General features: G+C 75.7%; 16 protein-coding genes. 8 read left to right on the top strand and 8 right to left on the bottom strand.

What is annotated here, in order from left to right:
* The first annotated feature begins 194 nt into the window (after nt 1-194).
* The 3 genes from cimA (at nt 195) to ATM99_RS08815 (ending at nt 3,943) form a co-directional block, all read left to right on the top strand.
* A complete protein-coding gene (cimA, locus tag ATM99_RS08825) occupies nt 195-1,817 on the top strand; it encodes a citramalate synthase (protein ID WP_062102541.1) in 1,623 nt (540 codons plus the stop codon).
* Nucleotides 1,818-1,909: 92 nt separating this feature from the next.
* Nucleotides 1,910-2,833 (top strand): sensor domain-containing protein, encoded by a 924-nt coding sequence (locus ATM99_RS08820; protein ID WP_062102540.1) that lies wholly within the window; start codon nt 1,910-1,912, stop codon nt 2,831-2,833.
* A gap of 30 nt (nt 2,834-2,863) precedes the next feature.
* Entirely contained in the window at nt 2,864-3,943 is a 1,080-nt protein-coding gene (locus ATM99_RS08815; protein ID WP_062102539.1) for a biotin/lipoate A/B protein ligase family protein, read from the top strand.
* A gap of 68 nt (nt 3,944-4,011) precedes the next feature.
* Here ATM99_RS08815 and ATM99_RS08810 read toward each other — a convergent pair whose 3' ends face one another.
* Genes ATM99_RS08810 through ATM99_RS08800 form a run of 3 tightly spaced genes read right to left on the bottom strand, consistent with a single transcriptional unit; the run spans nt 4,012 to nt 5,521 of the window.
* On the bottom strand, nt 4,012-4,365 hold the full coding sequence (locus ATM99_RS08810; RefSeq protein ID WP_062102538.1) for a DUF202 domain-containing protein: 354 nt from the start codon (nt 4,363-4,365) through the stop codon (nt 4,012-4,014).
* On the bottom strand, nt 4,362-4,742 hold the full coding sequence (locus ATM99_RS08805) for a YidH family protein (RefSeq protein ID WP_062102537.1): 381 nt from the start codon (nt 4,740-4,742) through the stop codon (nt 4,362-4,364). The genes ATM99_RS08810 and ATM99_RS08805 overlap by 4 nt, the downstream gene beginning before the upstream one ends.
* 35 nt (nt 4,743-4,777) lie before the next feature.
* The gene (locus ATM99_RS08800; RefSeq protein ID WP_062102536.1) at nt 4,778-5,521 is read right to left on the bottom strand and encodes a YggS family pyridoxal phosphate-dependent enzyme; all 744 of its coding nucleotides are present in this window, start codon (nt 5,519-5,521) and stop codon (nt 4,778-4,780) included.
* A gap of 164 nt (nt 5,522-5,685) precedes the next feature.
* On the opposite strand from ATM99_RS08800, the gene ATM99_RS08795 reads away from it, so the two are divergent.
* Both ATM99_RS08795 and ATM99_RS08790 read left to right on the top strand, forming a co-directional pair.
* Nucleotides 5,686-6,237, top strand: coding sequence for a YqgE/AlgH family protein (locus tag ATM99_RS08795; protein ID WP_062102535.1), 552 nt, complete (start codon nt 5,686-5,688; stop codon nt 6,235-6,237).
* A 65-nt stretch (nt 6,238-6,302) separates the two neighbouring features.
* On the top strand, nt 6,303-6,701 hold the full coding sequence (locus ATM99_RS08790) for a YccF domain-containing protein (protein WP_062102534.1): 399 nt from the start codon (nt 6,303-6,305) through the stop codon (nt 6,699-6,701).
* On the opposite strand, the gene ybaK is transcribed toward ATM99_RS08790, so the two are convergent.
* The 5 genes from ybaK to mgtE all read right to left on the bottom strand — a co-directional run bounded on the left by ybaK (nt 6,698) and on the right by mgtE (nt 12,765).
* Nucleotides 6,698-7,198: a Cys-tRNA(Pro) deacylase gene (gene ybaK, locus ATM99_RS08785; protein ID WP_062102533.1), complete on the bottom strand. Its 501-nt coding sequence runs from the start codon at nt 7,196-7,198 to the stop codon at nt 6,698-6,700. The genes ATM99_RS08790 and ybaK overlap by 4 nt on opposite strands.
* 28 nt (nt 7,199-7,226) lie before the next feature.
* Complete coding sequence (locus ATM99_RS08780) at nt 7,227-7,847, bottom strand: VIT1/CCC1 transporter family protein (RefSeq protein ID WP_062102532.1); 621 nt, start codon at nt 7,845-7,847, stop codon at nt 7,227-7,229.
* Nucleotides 7,848-7,964: 117 nt separating this feature from the next.
* Nucleotides 7,965-10,553 carry an RNA helicase gene (locus ATM99_RS08775; RefSeq protein ID WP_062102531.1) on the bottom strand — a complete coding sequence of 863 codons (2,589 nt, stop codon included), beginning with the start codon at nt 10,551-10,553 and terminating at the stop codon, nt 7,965-7,967.
* Nucleotides 10,554-10,581: 28 nt separating this feature from the next.
* A complete protein-coding gene (locus ATM99_RS08770; RefSeq protein WP_062102530.1) occupies nt 10,582-11,400 on the bottom strand; it encodes an aminoglycoside 3'-phosphotransferase in 819 nt (272 codons plus the stop codon).
* 27 nt (nt 11,401-11,427) lie between these two features.
* Complete coding sequence (mgtE, locus tag ATM99_RS08765; RefSeq protein WP_062102529.1) at nt 11,428-12,765, bottom strand: magnesium transporter; 1,338 nt, start codon at nt 12,763-12,765, stop codon at nt 11,428-11,430.
* Between the two features lie 171 nt (nt 12,766-12,936).
* Between mgtE and ATM99_RS08760 the strand changes: the two genes are divergently transcribed.
* From ATM99_RS08760 to ATM99_RS08750, 3 genes are all read left to right on the top strand, one after another.
* Nucleotides 12,937-14,643, top strand: coding sequence for an AMP-binding protein (locus ATM99_RS08760; protein ID WP_062102528.1), 1,707 nt, complete (start codon nt 12,937-12,939; stop codon nt 14,641-14,643).
* A gap of 69 nt (nt 14,644-14,712) precedes the next feature.
* Nucleotides 14,713-15,144 carry a ribonuclease HI gene (gene rnhA, locus ATM99_RS08755; protein ID WP_046530382.1) on the top strand — a complete coding sequence of 144 codons (432 nt, stop codon included), beginning with the start codon at nt 14,713-14,715 and terminating at the stop codon, nt 15,142-15,144.
* 73 nt (nt 15,145-15,217) lie between these two features.
* Nucleotides 15,218-17,518: a beta-L-arabinofuranosidase domain-containing protein gene (locus ATM99_RS08750; RefSeq protein ID WP_082659466.1), complete on the top strand. Its 2,301-nt coding sequence runs from the start codon at nt 15,218-15,220 to the stop codon at nt 17,516-17,518.
* The last annotated feature ends 46 nt before the right edge of the window (nt 17,519-17,564 follow it).

The raw sequence follows: 17,564 nt of genomic DNA, 5'->3' as shown, positions 1-17,564 counted from the left end.
TTCACGCTCATCATCGCGTAGCGCGTCGGCCCACCCGCTGACGCGCCGACCTCCCGACCTCGGGGGGTCTTTTTGTTGGTCCAGACGTCAGCCCGGCACCACCCCTGCCGGGCGGACACGTCGACGAGGCACCGGCACCACCCCCGCCGGTCGCGCACCGCCGACGCACGCCCGCACCGCCGAAGGAGCACCCCGTGAACGCCCCCGCGTCGCCCACCTTCCACGTCTACGACACGACGCTGCGCGACGGCGCGCAGCAGGAGGGCATCAACCTGTCGGTCGCCGACAAGCTCACGATCGCCCCGCTGCTGGACGAGCTGGGCGTGGGCTTCATCGAGGGTGGCTGGCCGGGCGCCGTGCCGAAGGACACCGAGTTCTTCCGGCGTGCGGCCAAGGAGCTCGACCTGCGGCACGCCGAGCTCGCGGCGTTCGGCGCGACCCGCAAGGCGGGCGTGCGCGCGGTCGACGACCCGCAGGTGCGGGCGCTGCTCGACTCGGAGGCCCCGGTCGTCACGCTCGTCGCGAAGTCCGACGTGCGGCACGTCGAGCGCGCGCTGCGCACGACCCCCGACGAGGGGCTCGCGATGATCGCCGACACCGTGACGTTCCTCGTGCGCGAGGGGCGGCGCGTGTTCGTCGACGCCGAGCACTTCTTCGACGGCCACGCGTTCGACGCGACCTTCTCGCACCGCGCGGTCCTGACGGCGTTCGAGGCCGGCGCCGAGGTCGTCGCGCTGTGCGACACCAACGGCGGCATGCTGCCCGACCAGGTGCGCGAGGTCGTCGCCGCCGTGCGCGCCGCCGTCGGCCCCGACGCGGTGCTGGGCATGCACGCGCACAACGACTCGGGCTGCGCGGTCGCCAACACGCTCGCGGCCGTGGACGCGGGCTGCGCGCACGTGCAGGGCACGGTCAACGGCTACGGCGAGCGCACGGGCAACGCCGACCTGCTGTCGGTCGTCGCGAACCTCGAGCTCAAGCTCGGCCGCCGCGTCCTGGCGCGCACCGACGACGCGCCCGGCGGCCTGCCCGAGCTCACGCGCATCGCGCACGCCATCAGCGAGCTCACCAACATCTCGCCGTTCGCGCGCCAGCCCTACGTGGGCGCCAGCGCGTTCGCGCACAAGGCCGGCCTGCACGCGTCGGCGATCAAGGTCGACCCCGACCTGTACCAGCACACCGACCCCGCGCTCGTCGGCAACGACATGCGCATGCTCGTGTCCGACATGGCGGGCCGCGCGTCCATCGAGCTCAAGGGCCGCCAGCTCGGCATCGACCTGGCCGAGCAGCCCGCCGTGCTCTCGCGCGTGACCGACCGCGTCAAGGACGCCGAGGCGCACGGCTACACGTTCGAGGCCGCCGACGCGTCGTTCGAGCTGCTGCTCGTCGAGGAGCTCGAGGGCGCACGTCCGGCGTACTTCCGGGTCGAGTCCTGGCGCACGATCGTCGAGCACAACGGCGGTCGCGGCACGCCCGCGACGGCGGAGGCGACCGTCAAGCTGCACGCGGGCGGCGAGCGCATCGTCAGCACCGGCGAGGGCAACGGCCCCGTCAACGCGCTCGACCACGCGCTGCGGCACGCGCTGCTGCGCGTCTACCCCGAGCTCGAGGGCTTCGAGCTCATCGACTTCAAGGTCCGGATCCTCGACCAGATGCAGGGCACCGACGCCGTGACGCGCGTCCTGATCGAGACGACCGACGGCGAGACGTCGTGGAGCACGGTCGGCGTGGGGCCCAACCTCATCGAGGCCTCGTGGGAGGCGCTGACCGACTCCGCCATCTGGGGGCTGCGCCACCGGGGTGTCGTGCCGCGCTGAACGGCCGCGGTCCCGCGGGTCGTCGCGCACCGCGCAGGTGCACCCCCTAGCCTCGGGGGTGGCCCTCAGGCCCCGCAACGGAAGGAGCCCCCGTGTCCGGCACGGCCCCGCCCTCGCCCTCCGACGACGAGGCGAGGACGCCTGCCGACGGGGCGGCCGAACGCGTCGCGGCCCCGCGCTCGCGGCAGCGCGCCGGGTGGGTCGTCGCGGCGGTCGCGGTCGTCGTGCTCGCGGTGCTCCTGGTGACGCGTCCGTGGTCCACGTCCGCGGCTCCCGAGCCCACGGCCCCGGCGGCCTCGAGCCCGGCGCTCACCCCGAGCCCGACGCCGAGCGTCGACGTCGTCCCCGACGAGCCGACGCCGAGCCCCACGTCGACGCCCGTGTCGCCGCCCGGTGCCGACGCGGTCTTCGACGCCACCAGCACCGCGGCGCTGCTCGTCACGCGGGCCGACCTCGAGCAGGCCGTGCCGGCGGCGGCCGCGGGTCTCGTGCGCGAGCTCGAGCCCGGCACGAGCGCGTGGGGCCTGCCCGAGGGGGCCGTCGTCGACCCGCCGCAGTGCCAGCCGGCCGTGACGGTCGTGAACGAGCCGCCCGTGCACCACGACGCCACGGCGTGGGGGAACGACGAGATGCGCTTCGAGCAGGACGTGGTCGTGCTGCCCGACGCCGCGGCCGCGAGCGAGGCGTTCCGTGCCCTCGTGACCACGGTCGACACGTGCGTCGAGTACACGCGCGTCGTCGGCGGCGTGGCCGGCACGACGTGGACGGCCGAGCCGGCCCTCGAGGGTCAGGGCGTGTTCCCGGCGATCGTGCAGGACGTCACGGCCGTCACCGCCGGCGACTCCCGTCCGCAGGTCACGGGGCACGTGCTGGTCGGCAACGCCGTCGTGAGCTGGACCGCGACCGGCCTGACGGCGGCCGACCAGGCGGCGGCGCGCGCCGTCCTGGGTGCCCCGGCCGACCTCAGCGCGGTCGTCGAGGAGCGGGCCCTCGCCGCGGTGCGTGCGCTGACCTGAGCCGTCCCCGCGCAGGCCTAGGGTGGGGGTGTGCACGGTGAGTACAAGGTCCCCGACGGCAAGCTCGTGGTGATCGACCTGGAGGTCGACGACGAGGACCGGCTGCGGGACGTGGTCCTGTCCGGCGACTTCTTCCTCGAGCCCGACGACGCGCTGGGCGTGCTCGCGGGTGCGCTCGTCGGCGTGCCGCGCGACGCGCACGTCACGCAGCTCGCGCACGTCCTGGACGACGCGCTGCGGCTCGCGCAGGAGCAGGGGCGCATCGCGGCGCCCGTGGCAATGGTCGGCTTCGACACGCGCGCCGTCGCCGTCGCCGTGCGTCGCGCGCTCGGTCTCTCGACCGCCTGGGCGGACCACGAGTTCGCGGTGCTGCACGCCGGCCCGATGCCGCCGGCCGTGCACGCCGCGCTCGATCAGGTCCTCACCGAGGAGCTCGACGCGGGGCGTCGCGGCCCGACCCTGCGGTTCTGGGAGTGGCAGGACCCGGCCGTCGTCATCGGCTCGTTCCAGTCCCTGCGCAACGAGGTCGACCTCGAGGCGGCCGCCGAGCTGGGCGTCACCGTCGTGCGCCGGGTCTCGGGCGGCGGCGCGATGTTCATGGAGGCCGGCAACTGCATCACGTTCTCGATGGTCGTGCCGGGGTCCCTCGTGGACGGCATGTCGTTCGAGGACTCGTACGCGTTCCTCAACGACTGGGTGCTCGGGGCGCTCGCCGACGTCGGCGTGCGGGCGACGACGTCCGGGCTGAACGACATCGCCTCACCGGCGGGCAAGATCGCCGGGTCGGCGCAGAAGCGCCTGGCGGGCGGCGCCGTGCTGCACCACGTGACGATGGCGTACGACATCGACGCCGACAAGATGCTGCAGGTGCTGCGCATCGGGCGCGAGAAGCTGTCCGACAAGGGCACGCGCTCGGCCAACAAGCGCGTCGACCCGGTCCGCTCGCAGACCCGGCTGCCGCGCGAGCAGGTGATCGACGCGTTCCTCGCGCACTTCCGCGCCCGGTACCGCACGGTCGACGACGAGCTGCGCCCGGCCGAGCTCGAGCGGGCGCTCCACCTGGTGGAGACGAAGTTCTCCGACCCGGTCTGGACCGCGCGCGTCCCCTGACCGGACGGACCCGGGGGCGGGCGCGCGCTCCGGCGCGGGGCCGGCCCGTGCCGCTCAGGCCGTGCCGCTCAGACCGCGCCGGTGAGGACGACGGCCAGGGCGGCCAGGCCGAGCAGCACGAGCGCCGCGGCGCACGCCGTGACGAGGCGGCCTCCCGGGGCGCGCTCCACAGCGTCCGCCGCGGTCGCGTGCGGGACCGTCGCGAGACCGCGACCTCCGCCGGTACGTCGGCGCCGGGCCGCGACCAGCACGACGACCGCCAGGACGGTGCCCGCCGCCGCGACGCCCCACGCCGTCACGCCCCAGACCACGGACAGCAGCCGACCGGCCGCGACGGACCCCGCGACGAGACCGAGCGCGGTCCGGCGCCAGGCCAGCGCGGTCCGCTCGGGTGCGAGCGTCGGCTGGGCCGGCCCGGTCATGCGAGCAGCAGCCCGAGCAGCACCAGCAGCCCGGCCACGCCCATGCCCGCCACGAGCACGCCGAACCCCAGCGGGGCGGGCAGCGGGTCACCGCGCCGCATCGCCCGCTCGGCGCGGGCCCACCCCCACCAGGCGAGGGTCGGCGCGACCGTCCCGAGCCCGACGAGCAGCACCGACGCCGTCAGGCGCGGGCCGGGTGCGATCGGCAGGTCGAGCGCCTCGAGCGCGACGCCCGCCGCGAGGAGCGCGAGCCCGGTGCGGGCCCACGCGAGGAACGTGCGTTCATTGGCCAGCGAGAACCGGGCGTCGGGCTCGGTGCCGACGCGGTACACCCACCGGGGGAAGCGGCGGTCGGGGACGGGGCCGTCGGGGGACATGGGCCCATCCTCGCAACGTGCGCGACCCGGTGGCGTCACCGCGGCGCGGGCCGGGCCCCGAACACGGCGGTCCCGACCCGCACGACGGTCGCGCCCTCGGCGACGGCGGCCTCGAGGTCGCCGCTCATGCCCATCGACAGCCCCTGTGCGTCGGCGGTGCCGGGCGCACCCGAGGCGAGCACGGCGTCGCGCACCGAACGCAGCCGTGCATAGCCGGCGCGGACCACGCGCTCGTCGTCGCTGCGGGCACCGACCGTCATGAAGCCGGCCAGCCGCAGCCCCGGCAGCGCGGCGACGCGCACCGCGAGGTCGGGCGCCTCGGCAGGGGAGGTGCCGTGCTTGGTGGGCTCGCCCGACACGTTGACCTGCACCCACACGTCGAGCGGTGCCGTGCGGTCCCGCACGCGCTGGGACAGCCGGAGCGCGAGCGCGTCGTCGGCCACGGACTGCACGGCGCACGCCCAGCGCAGCGCCGCGTTGATCTTGTTCGACTGCAGCGGTCCGATGACGTGCCACTCGGGGACGAGGTCGGTGAGGTCGGGGGCCGTGGCGACGAGCTCCTGGACCCGGTTCTCGCCGAGCAGCACGGGTGCCGTCCCCGACCCGGCCGCGCGGGCCGCGGCGTCGGCGAGCAGCGCTGCGCGCACGGCGGCCGCGTCCATCGTCTTGGCGGCCAGCAGCACGCGCACGTCGTGGGCGTCCCGGCCGGCGGTCGCGCACGCGTCGGCGACCCGCTCGTGCACGCGTGCGAGCCGCGCCGCGACGTCCCGGGTCTCCACGACCCCGACCGTACCGTCCGGTCGCGGCCGTCCTCGCCGCGCTCCGTACCGTGGGCGCAGCGCCGTGGACCTCGTCGTGGGCGTCCGCCTCGCGACCGTCCCGCGTCGACGTCGGCCCGGCGTGCGGTGTGGCGTCGGGCGCTGCCCGGCAGCATGCTGGCCGGGTGGAGGGGTGCACGGGCCGGCTGCTGGTCGCGACGCCGGGGCTGCGCGACGGCAGCTTCCGGCGCAGCGTCGTGCTCGTGCTGGAGCACACGCCCGACGGTGCGCTGGGCGTGGTCCTCGACCGTCCCCTCGACGTCGACGCGTGGGCCGTGCTGCCGTCGTGGCAGCCGCACCTGAGCGCGCCGGGCCACCTGTTCGACGGTGGACCCGTGGCGCGCGACTCCGTGCTCGGCCTCGCCGACGTCGCGGGCGACGCCGCACCACCCGGGGTGCAGACGATCGAGCCGCGCCTCGGCGTCGTCGACCTCGACGCACCGCCCGAGCTCGTGGTCGCCGGCGTGCAGGGCCTGCGCCTGTTCGTCGGGTACGCGGGCTGGTCGCCCGGTCAGCTCGACGCGGAGGTCGGGGCGGGCGGCTGGTTCGTCGTCGACCACGAGCCCGGTGACGCGTTCAGCGCCGACCCGCGGGGCCTGTGGCGGCGCGTGCTGCGGCGCCAGCCCGGCGACCTGGCGCTGCTGTCGACGGCGCCGGACGACGTGTCGATGAACTGAGACCGGGGTCCGACCCGGGGGTTCCCCGATGCCGGACCTGGGTCCCGTCGTGGCACGGTGGTGCCATGAAGACGCTGCTCAACGTCATCTGGCTCGTGTTCGCCGGTGCGTGGCTCGCGCTCGGCTACGTCGCCGCGGGGATCGTCTGCTGCGTGCTGGTCGTGACGATCCCGTTCGGCATCGCGTCGTTCCGCATCGCGAGCTACGTCCTGTGGCCGTTCGGGCGCACGATCGTCGACAGGCCGACCGCGGGGGCGCTGTCGACCATCGGCAACGTCGTCTGGTTCTTCGTCGCGGGGATCTGGCTCGCGGCGGGTCACGTCGTCACGGCGGTCCCGCTGTTCCTGTCGATCATCGGCATCCCCATGGGGATCGCGAACCTCAAGCTGATCCCGGTGTCGCTCGTGCCGCTCGGCAAGCAGATCGTGCCGACGGACCGCGCGTTCGCGGCGTACGGGCGCTAGTCGCGCGCGACGTCCGCGACGACCGCGTCGGTGAGCCGCACGAGGTCGTCGGGCGCGAGCTCGACGTCCAGCCCGCGGCGACCGCCCGAGACGAGCACGGTGTCGAAGAGCCACACGGTCTCGTCGACGACCGTGCGCAGGCGGGTGCGCTGGCCCAGCGGCGAGATGCCGCCCACCACGTAGCCGGTCGCGCGCTCGGCCGCGTGCGGGTCGGCCATGGTGGCGCGCTTGCCGGCCACGGCGGTCGCGAGGGCCTTGAGGTCGAGCCGCCCCGTGACGGGCACGACCGCGACGGTCAGGGCGCCGTCGACGTCGGCGACGAGGGTCTTGAAGACCTGCTCGGGCGGGACGCCCAGGACGTGCGCGGCCTCCAGGCCGTAGCCGAGGTCGCTCGCGGGGTCGTGCTCGTAGGTGCGCGCGACGTGGGGCACGCCGGCCGCCGCGAGCGCGACGAGCGCGGGGGTCCCGGCGTGCGCGCGGGAGTCCTTCCTGGCCACGGCGTCAGGGTAGACGCCGCGGGGCGGGTCAGAGCGCGACGCCCACCAGCGCGCCGACGCCGTACGTCACCGCCATCGCGAGCGAGCCGCCCACGACGTTGCGCAGCACCGAGCGCGAGGCCGGGGCACCCGTGAACCGTGACGAGGCCCAGCCGGTGAGCACGAGCGCGAGCACGACCGCGCCGAACGTCACGGGCACGCGCGCGGCCACCGTCCACGGGGCCAGGACCATGAGCAGCGGGATCAGCGCGCCGACCGTGAACGCGAGCATCGACGCGAGCGCCGCGTGCCACGGGTTGGTGAACTCCTCGTCGACGCCGTTGACCGGGGTGCCCTGCGCGGCGGCGACGCGCTCGGCGTCGCGCTGCGAGCTCACCGACACGTACTCGCCCGACGCCATCGACAGCGCGCCCGCGACGAGCGCGGCGCCGCCGGCCAGCGCGATGGTCGTCGTGGACGCCGCGGCGCCCGCGACGCCGACGACCGTCGCAGCGACCGACACGATGCCGTCGTTCGCCCCGAGGACGCCCGCGCGCAGCCAGTTCAGGCCCGCGTTCGAGGCGGCCGGCGCGGCGGGGCCGCGCGAGCCGTGCAGCAGCCCGGTGAGGCCCGGGACCCGGCTGGGGACGCGCTCGGAGGTCGTGGTCACAGCTCCACGGTAGGTCGGTCGCGCGCGGTTGTCACCGCAGGAAAGGCTGGCCTGACCTGCGAAGACGTAGGTGAGCCAACCCTCGCCCGGGGTCTGCGCAGGTCACGGGACCGGGCCTCAGAGCGGCCCGACCTCGAGCACGGTCAGCCGCACCTCGCCGGCCTCGTCGGACGCCGCGAGGTCGACCAGCGCGTCGATCCGCCAGCCGTGGTCGCCCGCCGGGTCGTCGAGCACCTGCCGCACGAACCACGTGCCCGCGGCCGGGCCGTGCGCGTCGTGCGAGCCCGGCGTCACCTGGAACAGCGCGGGCCCGCGCGCCGCGGGGCCCGTGCCGATCTCGTCGTGGTCGTCGAAGTACGGCTCGACCGCGTCGGCCCAGCGGTCGGCGTCCCACGCGTCGCCCTCGGCGTCCCGGTCGCCCAGCGCCGCGAGCGCACCCCACGCCTCACGCGCCGCGAGCTCGACGCGGCGGAACAGCGCGCCGCGCACGAGCGCACGGAACACGCGCGGGTCGGTCGTCACGGGTGGCGGGGGAGCGTCGTCGGCGTCCTCGACGGCCGCGTCGTCCTCGAGCTCGGGGTTCGCCAGGCGCTCCCACTCGTCGAGGAGCGACGAGTCGGTCCGGCGCACGAGGTCGCCGAGCCACGCGATCAGCTCCTCGAGCTCCTCGGTGCGGCGGTCCTCGGGCACGGTGCGGCGCAGCGCGCGGTACGCGTCGGCCAGGTAGCGCAGCAGCACGCCCTCGGTGCGGTCGAGCGAGTACAGCTGCACGTACTCGGAGAACGTCGCGGCGCGCTCGTGCATCTCGCGGACCACCGACTTGGGGGACAGGGCGAGGTCCGCCACCCAGGGGTTCGTGCGCCGGTACGTCGTGAACGCGGCCTCCAGCAGCTCGGCGAGCGGCCGCGGGTACGTCACGTCCTCGAGCAGCGCCATGCGCTCGTCGTAGTCGAGGCCCTCGGCCTTCATGGCCGCGACGGCCCCGCCGCGGGCCTTGTTCTCCTGCGCCGCGAGCACCTGACGCGGGTCGTCGAGCGTCGCCTCGATGACGGACACGACGTCGTGCGCGTACCCCGGGTCCTCCGGGTCGAGCAGGTCGAGCGCGGCGTACGCGAACGGCGACAGCGCCTGGTCGAGCGCGAACGTCGGCGCGAGGTCGGCCACGAGCCGCACCGTGCGGCGGCGGCCGTGCGGCGCCGTCGGGTCGTCGACCCACGGACGCTCGACGACGCCCGCCGCGCGCAGCGACCGGTACACGTCGACCGCGCGGCGCACGTGGCGCGCCCGCGCACCCTCGGGCTCGTGGTTGTCGGTCAGCAGGTGCGTCATGACGGCGACCGGGTCCCCGAGGCCGTCGCGCCCGCGCTGCAGCACGTGCAGCACCATCGCGTGCGACACCGCGAACGACGACGTGAGCGGCTCGGGCGGCGCGTCGCGCAGGCGCTCGAACGTCTTGTCGGTCCAGTTCACGTGCCCCGCCGGCGCCTGCTTGCGGACGATCTTCTTCTGCTTCTTCGGGTCGTCGCCCGCCTTGGCCAGGGCCTTGCGGTTCTCGATGACGTGCTCGGGCGCCTGCACGACGACCTCGCCGACCGTGTCGTACCCGGCGCGTCCCGCGCGGCCCGCGATCTGGTGGAACTCGCGCGCCGACAGGTGCCGCATGCGCACGCCGTCGTACTTGACGAGGCTCGTGAGCACGACCGTGCGGATCGGCACGTTGATGCCGACGCCGAGCGTGTCGGTGCCGCACACCACGGGCAGCAGGCCCTTCTGCGTGAGCCGCTCCACGACGCGCCGGTACTTGGGCAGCATGCCCGCGTGGTGCACGCCGACGCCGTGCCGCAGCAGGCGCGACAGGGTCTTGCCGAACCCGGGGCCGAACCGGAACCCGCCCAGCTCGGCGGCGATCGCGTCGCGCTTCTCGCGGCTCGCGAGCGGCGTCGAGAGCAGCGACTGCGCGCGCTCGACCGCCTCCTTCTGCGTGAAGTGCACGACGTACACGGGCGCCCGCTGCGTGCTGACGAGCTCGTCCAGCAGCTCGTGCAGCGGCTCGACCGAGTAGCTGAACGTCAGCGGCACGGGCCGCTCGGCGTTGGCGACGACCGACACGTCGCGTCCGGTGCGCCGCGTGAGGTCGTCGACGAAGAACGTCACGTCGCCGAGCGTCGCCGACATCAGCAGGAACTGCGTGCGCGTGAGCTCGAGCAGCGGCACCTGCCACGCCCAGCCGCGCTGCGGGTCGGCGTAGTAGTGGAACTCGTCCATGACGACGAGGCCGACGTCGGCGTCGGGCCCGTCGCGCAGGGCCTGGTTGGCGAGGATCTCGGCCGTGCAGCACACGATGGGCGCGCTCGCGTTGACCGCCGAGTCGCCGGTCATCATGCCGACGTTCGCGGACCCGAAGATCTCGACCAGCGCGAAGAACTTCTCGCTGACCAGCGCCTTGATCGGTGCGGTGTAGTACGAGCGCCGGCCCTGGGCCAGGGCCACGGCGTGCGCCGCGACGCCCGCGAGCGACTTGCCCGACCCGGTGGGCGTCGACAGGATCACGTGGCTGCCCGTGACGAGCTCGAGCAGCGCCTCCTCCTGGTGGGGGTACAGCGTCAGGCCCTGCTCACCGGCCCACGTCGTGAACGCTGCGTAGAGCGCGTCGGGGTCCTGTGCGGCGTCCCCGGTGGGCAGGCGGTCGGCGAGCGTCTCGGGCATCCCGCGATCCTCGCACGGTGCGCAGGTGTCAGGTCGCGTCCCACAGCAGCCGGTGGAACGCGATCCGGTCGGGGTCGGGCGCGAGCCCGTACGCGTCGTACACCGTGCCGGCGTACCCGGGGCCGTAGTTCCACTCGGTGCTCCACGCCGCGACCGCGAGGTCCGCCCAGCGGTCGGCCACGCCGAGGCTGCCGAGGTCGACGTGCGCGGCCCACCGGCCGTCGTCGCCGATCAGTGTGTTCGGTGCGCACGCGTCGCCGTGGCACACCACGAGCAGGTCGACGTCGGGGACGTCGCGCAGCCGGGCCCGCGCCTCGGCGACCGTGAGGTCGCGGTGCTCGGGCGACCACCCGGCCGGGGTGTCGCCCGCGTCGAGGTGCTCCAGGGCCCGCGCGACGCGCTCGGCGGTCGACCAGGAGAACGGGCAGTCGCCGACGGGCAGCGCGTCGTGCAGCGCTCGCAGCCCCTCGCCGATCGCCGCGGCGGCCTCGGCGGGCCGGTCGACCCACGGCGCCTCGACCGCGGACCGCCCCCGCAGCGCCGCCGTGACGAGCCAGGCGCCCTCGTCGTCGGCGCCCTGCTCGAGCACCTCCGGCACGGTCGTCCACCGCGCCGCCCACGCGAGCCGTGCCGCCTCGGCGGCCAGGTCCAGCCCGGTGACGCCCGCGGGCGCCCACTTGACGTAGCGCTCGGCGCCGACGCGGAACGTCAGGCCGCCCAGCTGGTTCTCCCAGACCGGCTCGAGCCGGGCGCCGCCCGCGACCCGCTCGACGGCCGCGGGCACGGCGACGGGGCCGGTGGGTGCGCCGGCGAGGGCGCGCGGGGTCGTGTCGTCGGCAGGGGGCACGACGTCGATCGTGCCACCGCGCGCGCGTCAGATGCCGAGCACGGCCTTCGCGATCGTGAAGTACACGACCAGCCCCGTGGTGTCGACGAACGTCGAGATGAACGGTGCCGACACGATCGCGGGGTCGATGCCGACGCGCTTGGCGAGCAGCGGCACGCTCGACCCGACGGTCGTCGCGAGCGTGCACACCGCGACCACGGTCAGCGCGAGCACGAGCCCGATCTGCGGCCCCGCGACGAGGATCGCGGGCCCCACGCCGACGGTCGCGAGCGTGACGCCCAGCAGCAGGCCCGTGAGCATCTCGCGGCCCACGACGCGCAGCGTGTCGGCCGGCCGGACGTCGCCCACGGCGCTCGCGCGCACGACGGTCGTCGCGGCCTGCGAGCCGGCGTTGCCGCCCGTGCCGATGAGCAGCGGCACGAACAGCGCCAGCGCGACGACCTGGGACAGCTCGGCCTCGTAGAACGACTGCACGCCGACCGTGAGCGTGGCGGCCACGATGAGCAGCAGCAGCCACACCACGCGCGCCCGGACCAGGCCCAGCACCGACACCGACAGGTAGGGGCGGCGCAGCGGCTCGGACCCGCCGGTGCGCGCGGAGTCCTCGTCGTCCTCGGCCTCGAGCACGCGCATCGCGTCGTCGACCGTGAGGACGCCCACGAGGCGGTCCTCGGCGTCGACCACGGGCACGCCGACGAACCCGCCGTCGCGCACGACGTTGGCCGCCCGCTCGGCCGGGTCGGTCACGCGCACGGTCGTCGCGGGGGACGTCATGACGTCGTCGACGAGCGCGCCGGGGTCGCTGAGCACGAGGCGGCGCAGCGACACGACGCCCACGACGCGCCGACCGGGGCCGACGACCGGGACCACGTACACGGTCTCGGCGTCCTCGCCGGCGGCGCGGACGCGCGCGATGGTGTCGGCGACGGTCGTGCCGAGGGGGACCGAGACGACCTCGGGAGACATGCGCCGGCCGGCGCTCTCCTCGGGGTGGCCGAGCAGCGCGGTCGTCGCGGCGCGCTCGGCGGCCGACAGCCCGGAGAGCAGGCGCCGGGCGACGCCCGCGGGCAGCTCGTCGAGCAGCGCGGCGCGGTCGTCGGGGTCGAGCGCGTCGAAGATCCCGGCGGCCTCGCCGGCGAGCGCGTCGACGAGCTCGACCTGCAGCGCCGGGTCGAGGTCCTCGAAGACCTCGACCGCGCGGTCCTTGCGCAGCAGCCGGAACGCCACGGCGCGCCGCGTGGGCCCGAGGCGGCCGAGCTCGTGCACGACGTCGGGCACGTCGAGCCGGTCGAGGCGCGTGCGCAGGTCGCGCAGCGCGGGCGTGTCGGTGTGCTCCGGCGTCGTGGCGGTGCGGTCGTCGGTCATGCCGCGCTCCTCCCGTGCGTCCGGTGGGTGGGGTCGGCCCGTGCGCCCGGCCCCTCTCGGGCGGGGGCTCGCGTGGCGCGGGCCCCTGGCAGGGTACGGGGCACACCGCCGAGGCGCCCGAGCAGGACCTACGCACCGGTAACTTACGGTCGCGTAGGTTACGATCGGCCCGTGACGCAGCACCGCTCCGCACCCCTCGACCTCCCCGCCGCGTGGCCCGTCGGCGTCCCGCGCGACGTCGAGATCCCCGACGAGCCGCTCACCGCGACGCTCGACCGCGCCGTGCGCGAGCACCCCGACCGCGTCGCGGTCGACTTCCTCGGCGCGACCACCACGTACCGCGAGCTCGGCGAGCGCGTCGAGCTCGGCGCGCGCGTGCTGCACGGCCTCGGTGTGCGCGCGGGCGACCGCGTCGCGCTCGTGCTGCCCAACTGCACGTCGCACCTCGTGGCGTTCTGGTCCGTGCTGCGCCTCGGCGCCGTCGTCGTCGAGCACAACCCCACCTACACGGCCGACGAGCTCGCGCACCAGCTCGCCGACTCCGGTGCGACCGTCGCGCTCGTCTGGGAGCAGGCCGTGCCGCGCGTCCTGGAGGCGCAGGACCGCACCGCGCTGCGCCGCGTCGTGGCGGTCGACCTGTCCGCCGACCTGCCCCGCGCGGCCCGCGCCGCGCTGCGCCTGCCGCTGCCCGCCGCGCGCCGCACGCGCGACGCGATGCGCGGCCCCGTGCCGGCGGGCGTCCCGCACTGGCACCGCCTGCTGCGCACCGTGCCCGCGTGGATCGCCGCCGAGGGCCACGACGAGCCGCGCCCCGAGGACGTCGCGCTGCTGCAGTACACCGGCGGCACCACCGGCACGCCCAAGGCCGCCGTGCTGACGCACCGCAACCTGCTCGCCAACACCATCCAGGGCCAGGCGTGGACGCAGGCCGAGAACGGCACCGAGGTCGTCTACGGCGTCCTGCCGTTCTTCCACGCGTTCGGTCTCACGCTCTGCCTCACGTACTCGGTGCGCATCGCGGCCACGCTCGTCGTGCTCCCGAACTTCGACCCCGCGCGCGTGCTGGCCGCGCAGCGCCGCCGGCCCGGCACGTTCCTGCCCGCGGTGCCGCCCATGCTCGACCGGCTCGCGGCCGCCGCCGAGGAGTCCGGCGCCGACCTCACGTCGTTCCGGTACGCGATCAGCGGCGCCATGGCGCTGCCGCGCGAGACCGCCGAGCGCTGGGAGCGCGTCACGGGCGGCCTCGTCGTCGAGGGCTACGGCATGACCGAGACCTCGCCCGTCGCGCTCGGCAGCCCCCTGACGCAGGACCGCCGGCCCGGTGCGCTCGGCCTGCCGTTCCCCTCGACCCGCATCCGCGTGGTCGACCAGGAGGACCCGACGCGCGAGGTCGCGCCCGGCGAGCAGGGCGAGCTGCTGATCTCCGGCCCCCAGGTGTTCGCCGGCTACTGGCAGCGCCCCGAGGAGACGGCCGAGCAGCTGCTGCCCGACGGCTGGCTGCGCACCGGTGACGTCGTGCGCGTCGACGACGACGGCATGGTCGTCCTCGTCGACCGCATGAAGGAGATGATCGTCACCGGCGGGTTCAAGGTGTACCCGTCGCAGGTCGAGGACCACCTGCGCGGCATGCCGGGCGTCCTCGACGTCGCGGTCGTCGGCGAGCCCGCGGGTGACCTCGGCGAGCGGGTCGTCGCGGCGATCGTGCTCGACGGAGACGTGCCCGGCGTCGACCTCGCGGCCGTGCGCGCGTGGTGCGAGACGCGCCTGGCCCGGTACGCGCTGCCGCGCCGGCTCGTCGTGCTGCCCGACCTGCCGCGCTCGCAGGTCGGCAAGGTGCTGCGCCGCGTCGTGCGGGACAACCTCCACCCCCAGGCCTGACGCGGGCGGACGCGTCCGACGCCGTACCGTGTGCGCGTGAGCGTGAACGACGAGCAGCCCCTGGTGGAGATGTGGACCGACGGTGCCTGCAAGGGCAACCCCGGCGTCGGGGGGTGGGGCGCCTGGATGCGCTTCGGCGACCAGGAGAAGGAGCTCTTCGGCGGTGAGGCCGCGACGACCAACAACCGCATGGAGCTCACGGCCGTCATCGAGGGGCTGCGCGCGCTGCGCCGGCCCTGCCGCGTGACGCTGCACGTCGACTCGACGTACGTGATGAACGGGCTGACCAAGTGGCTGCCGGGCTGGAAGCGCAACGGCTGGCTCACGGGGGAGAAGAAGCCCGTGAAGAACAAGGAGCTGTGGCAGGCGCTCGACGAGGAGGTCGCGCGGCACCACGTCACGTGGGTCTGGGTGAAGGGCCACGCGGGCGACCCCGGCAACGAGCGTGCCGACGCGCTCGCGAACCAGGGCGTCGCGCAGGTGCGCGCGGGCGTCGTCTGACGGCTCCGGGGCGACCTCGCGTGCGTCGTCGCGCGCCTGGAAGTTGATCGTTACACGTGCCAGGCTGGGCGCCGTGAGCACCGCCGCCACCACCACGCCCGTGACCCTGTTCCCCCTGCACGCCGTCCGCCTGGCCGACGGCCCGTTCGCCGCCGCGCAGCGCACCGACCTCGCGTACGTCCTGGGCCTCGACCCGGACCGGCTGCTCGCGCCGTTCCGCCGCGAGGCGGGACTGCCGCCGGTCGCCGAGCCGTACGGCAGCTGGGAGTCCATCGGCCTCGACGGGCACATCGGCGGGCACGCGCTGTCCGCGGCGTCGCTGCTGTGGGCCGCGACGGGCGACGAGCGCGCCGCGGACCTGGCCCGCGCGCTCGTCGACGGGTTCGCGGCCTGCCAGGACGCGCTCGGCACGGGGTACGTCGGGGGAGTGCCCGGCGGGGTCGCGCTGTGGGAGTCGGTCGCGTCGGGCGGCGCCGAGGCGGGCACGTTCGACCTCGGCGGCGCGTGGGTGCCCTGGTACAACGTGCACAAGACGTACGCGGGCCTGGTCGACGCCGCCCGGCACGCCCCCGCCGACGTCGCGGCCCGCGCGCTCGCCGTCGCCGTGCGCCTCGCCGACTGGGGCGTCGCGCTGTCCGACCGCCTCGACGACGCGGCGTTCGCGCGCATGCTGCGCACCGAGTTCGGCGGCATGTGCGAGGCGTACGCCGACCTCGCCGAGCTCACGGGCGACGCGCGTTACGCGGCCCTCGCGCGGCGGTTCGCCGACGAGGAGCTGCTCGCACCGCTGCGCGCGGGGCGCGACGCGCTCGACGGGCTGCACGCGAACACGCAGATCGCCAAGGTCGTCGGCTGGCCCGCGATCGGCGAGGCCGACGCCGCCGCCGCGTTCGTGCGGACCGTGCTCGACCGCCGCACGCTCGTGTTCGGCGGCAACTCGGTGTCCGAGCACTTCACGCCCGACGCGGCCGCGCACGTCACGCACCGCGAGGGCCCCGAGTCGTGCAACACCGCGAACATGCTCGAGGTCGAGCGGCGGCTCTACGCGCTCACGGGCGACACGACGCTGCTCGACGCGGCCGAGCGCCAGCTCGTCAACCACGTGCTGTCCGCGCAGCACCCCGACGGCGGGTTCGTGTACTTCACGTCCGCGCGCCCGGGCCACTACCGCGTGTACTCGACGCGCGACGACTGCATGTGGTGCTGCGTCGGCACCGCGATGGAGACGTACGCGCGGCTCGGCGAGCTCGCGTACGCGCACGCGGGCGACGACCTGCTGGTCAACCTGCCCGTGCCCGCGACGCTCGACTGGGCCGAGCGCGGCGTGCGCGTGCGCCTCGCGTCGACGTACCCGACGCCCGCACGCGTCACCGACGTCGCGCTCACGGTCGACGTCGACGCCCCCACCGACCTCGCGGTGCACGTGCGCCGGCCCGCGTGGGCGCGCGACGACGTGGTGCTCACGCTCGACGGCGCGCCCGTCGGCGGTCCTGGCCAGCGCAGGGGCTACGTCACGGTGCGTCGCACGTGGCACGGCGGCGAGACGCTCGCGTGGCGGCTGGTCGCCGGCGCGGCGGCCGAGCGGCTGCCGGGCGACGACGCGTGGGTCGCGCTGCGCTGGGGCCCGCACGCGCTCGCGGTCCGCGGCGACACCGACGACCTCGTGGGTCTGCGCGCCGACGACGCGCGCATGGGGCACGTCGCCCACGGGCCGCTGCGCCCGCTGTCCGCGGCTCCGCTGCTCGTCGGCCCCGACGCCGACCTCGCCGCCGCGCTGCGCCCCGCCGACGACGGCACGTTCGTGCTCGACCGCGGCGCCGAGGCCCCGCTCGTCCTGGAGCCGTTCGCGACCCTGCACGACGCGCGCTACACGCTCTACCTGCCGGTCGTGCCGACCGCCGCCGACGTGCCCGCGCGCCGCGCCGCGCTCGCGGCCGCCGACGACGCGCAGCTCGGCCTCGCGGCCCGCACGGTCGACGCGGTGGCGTGCGGCGAGCAGCAGCCCGAGACCGACCACCGGTACGCGGGCACCGGCACGTGGACCGGCGCGACCGACGACGGCCGGCACTGGCGCGCGACGCGCGAGCGGTTCTCCTACCGGCTGGCCGACCCCGAGGGCCGCGGCGCGGTGCTGCGCGTGACGTACCTCGCGCAGCCGGGCGTCGCGCGCGTGCTCGTCGACGGCGTGGAGGTGGGCACGCTCGAGGTCGCGGACTCCGCCGCGGGCACGCGCACGGTGGACCTCGTGCTCGGCCCGTCCGCCGACGGGGACGCGGACGCGGACGCGGACGGTCGTGCGGTCGCGTTCGAGGCGGACGCATCGAGCCCGACGCCGCCGGTCGTGGCCGTCCACCTGCTGACCGGAGCGGCCTGACCCGTCGACCACCCGACCGGACGCCCCCGACCCGGCCCGTCCGCCC

The organism is Cellulomonas sp. B6 (assembly GCF_001462455.1).
Taxonomy (GTDB): domain Bacteria; phylum Actinomycetota; class Actinomycetes; order Actinomycetales; family Cellulomonadaceae; genus Cellulomonas.
The sequence above is the reverse complement of the archived record's forward strand: the minus strand, read 5'-3'. Positions and strand labels throughout refer to the sequence as shown.

Bases quoted from the DNA above. Each gene is read 5' to 3' on its own strand.
- ATM99_RS08775 (WP_062102531.1), bottom strand. From the start codon at position 10,553: ATGCCCGAGACGCTCGCCGACCGCCTGCCCACCGGGGACGCCGCACAG.
- ATM99_RS08805 (WP_062102537.1), bottom strand. From the start codon at position 4,742: ATGTCCCCCGACGGCCCCGTCCCCGACCGCCGCTTCCCCCGGTGGGTG.
- mgtE (WP_062102529.1), bottom strand. From the start codon at position 12,765: ATGACCGACGACCGCACCGCCACGACGCCGGAGCACACCGACACGCCC.
- ATM99_RS08810 (WP_062102538.1), bottom strand. From the start codon at position 4,365: ATGACCGGGCCGGCCCAGCCGACGCTCGCACCCGAGCGGACCGCGCTG.
- ATM99_RS08790 (WP_062102534.1), top strand. From the start codon at position 6,303: ATGAAGACGCTGCTCAACGTCATCTGGCTCGTGTTCGCCGGTGCGTGG.
- rnhA (WP_046530382.1), top strand. From the start codon at position 14,713: ATGTGGACCGACGGTGCCTGCAAGGGCAACCCCGGCGTCGGGGGGTGG.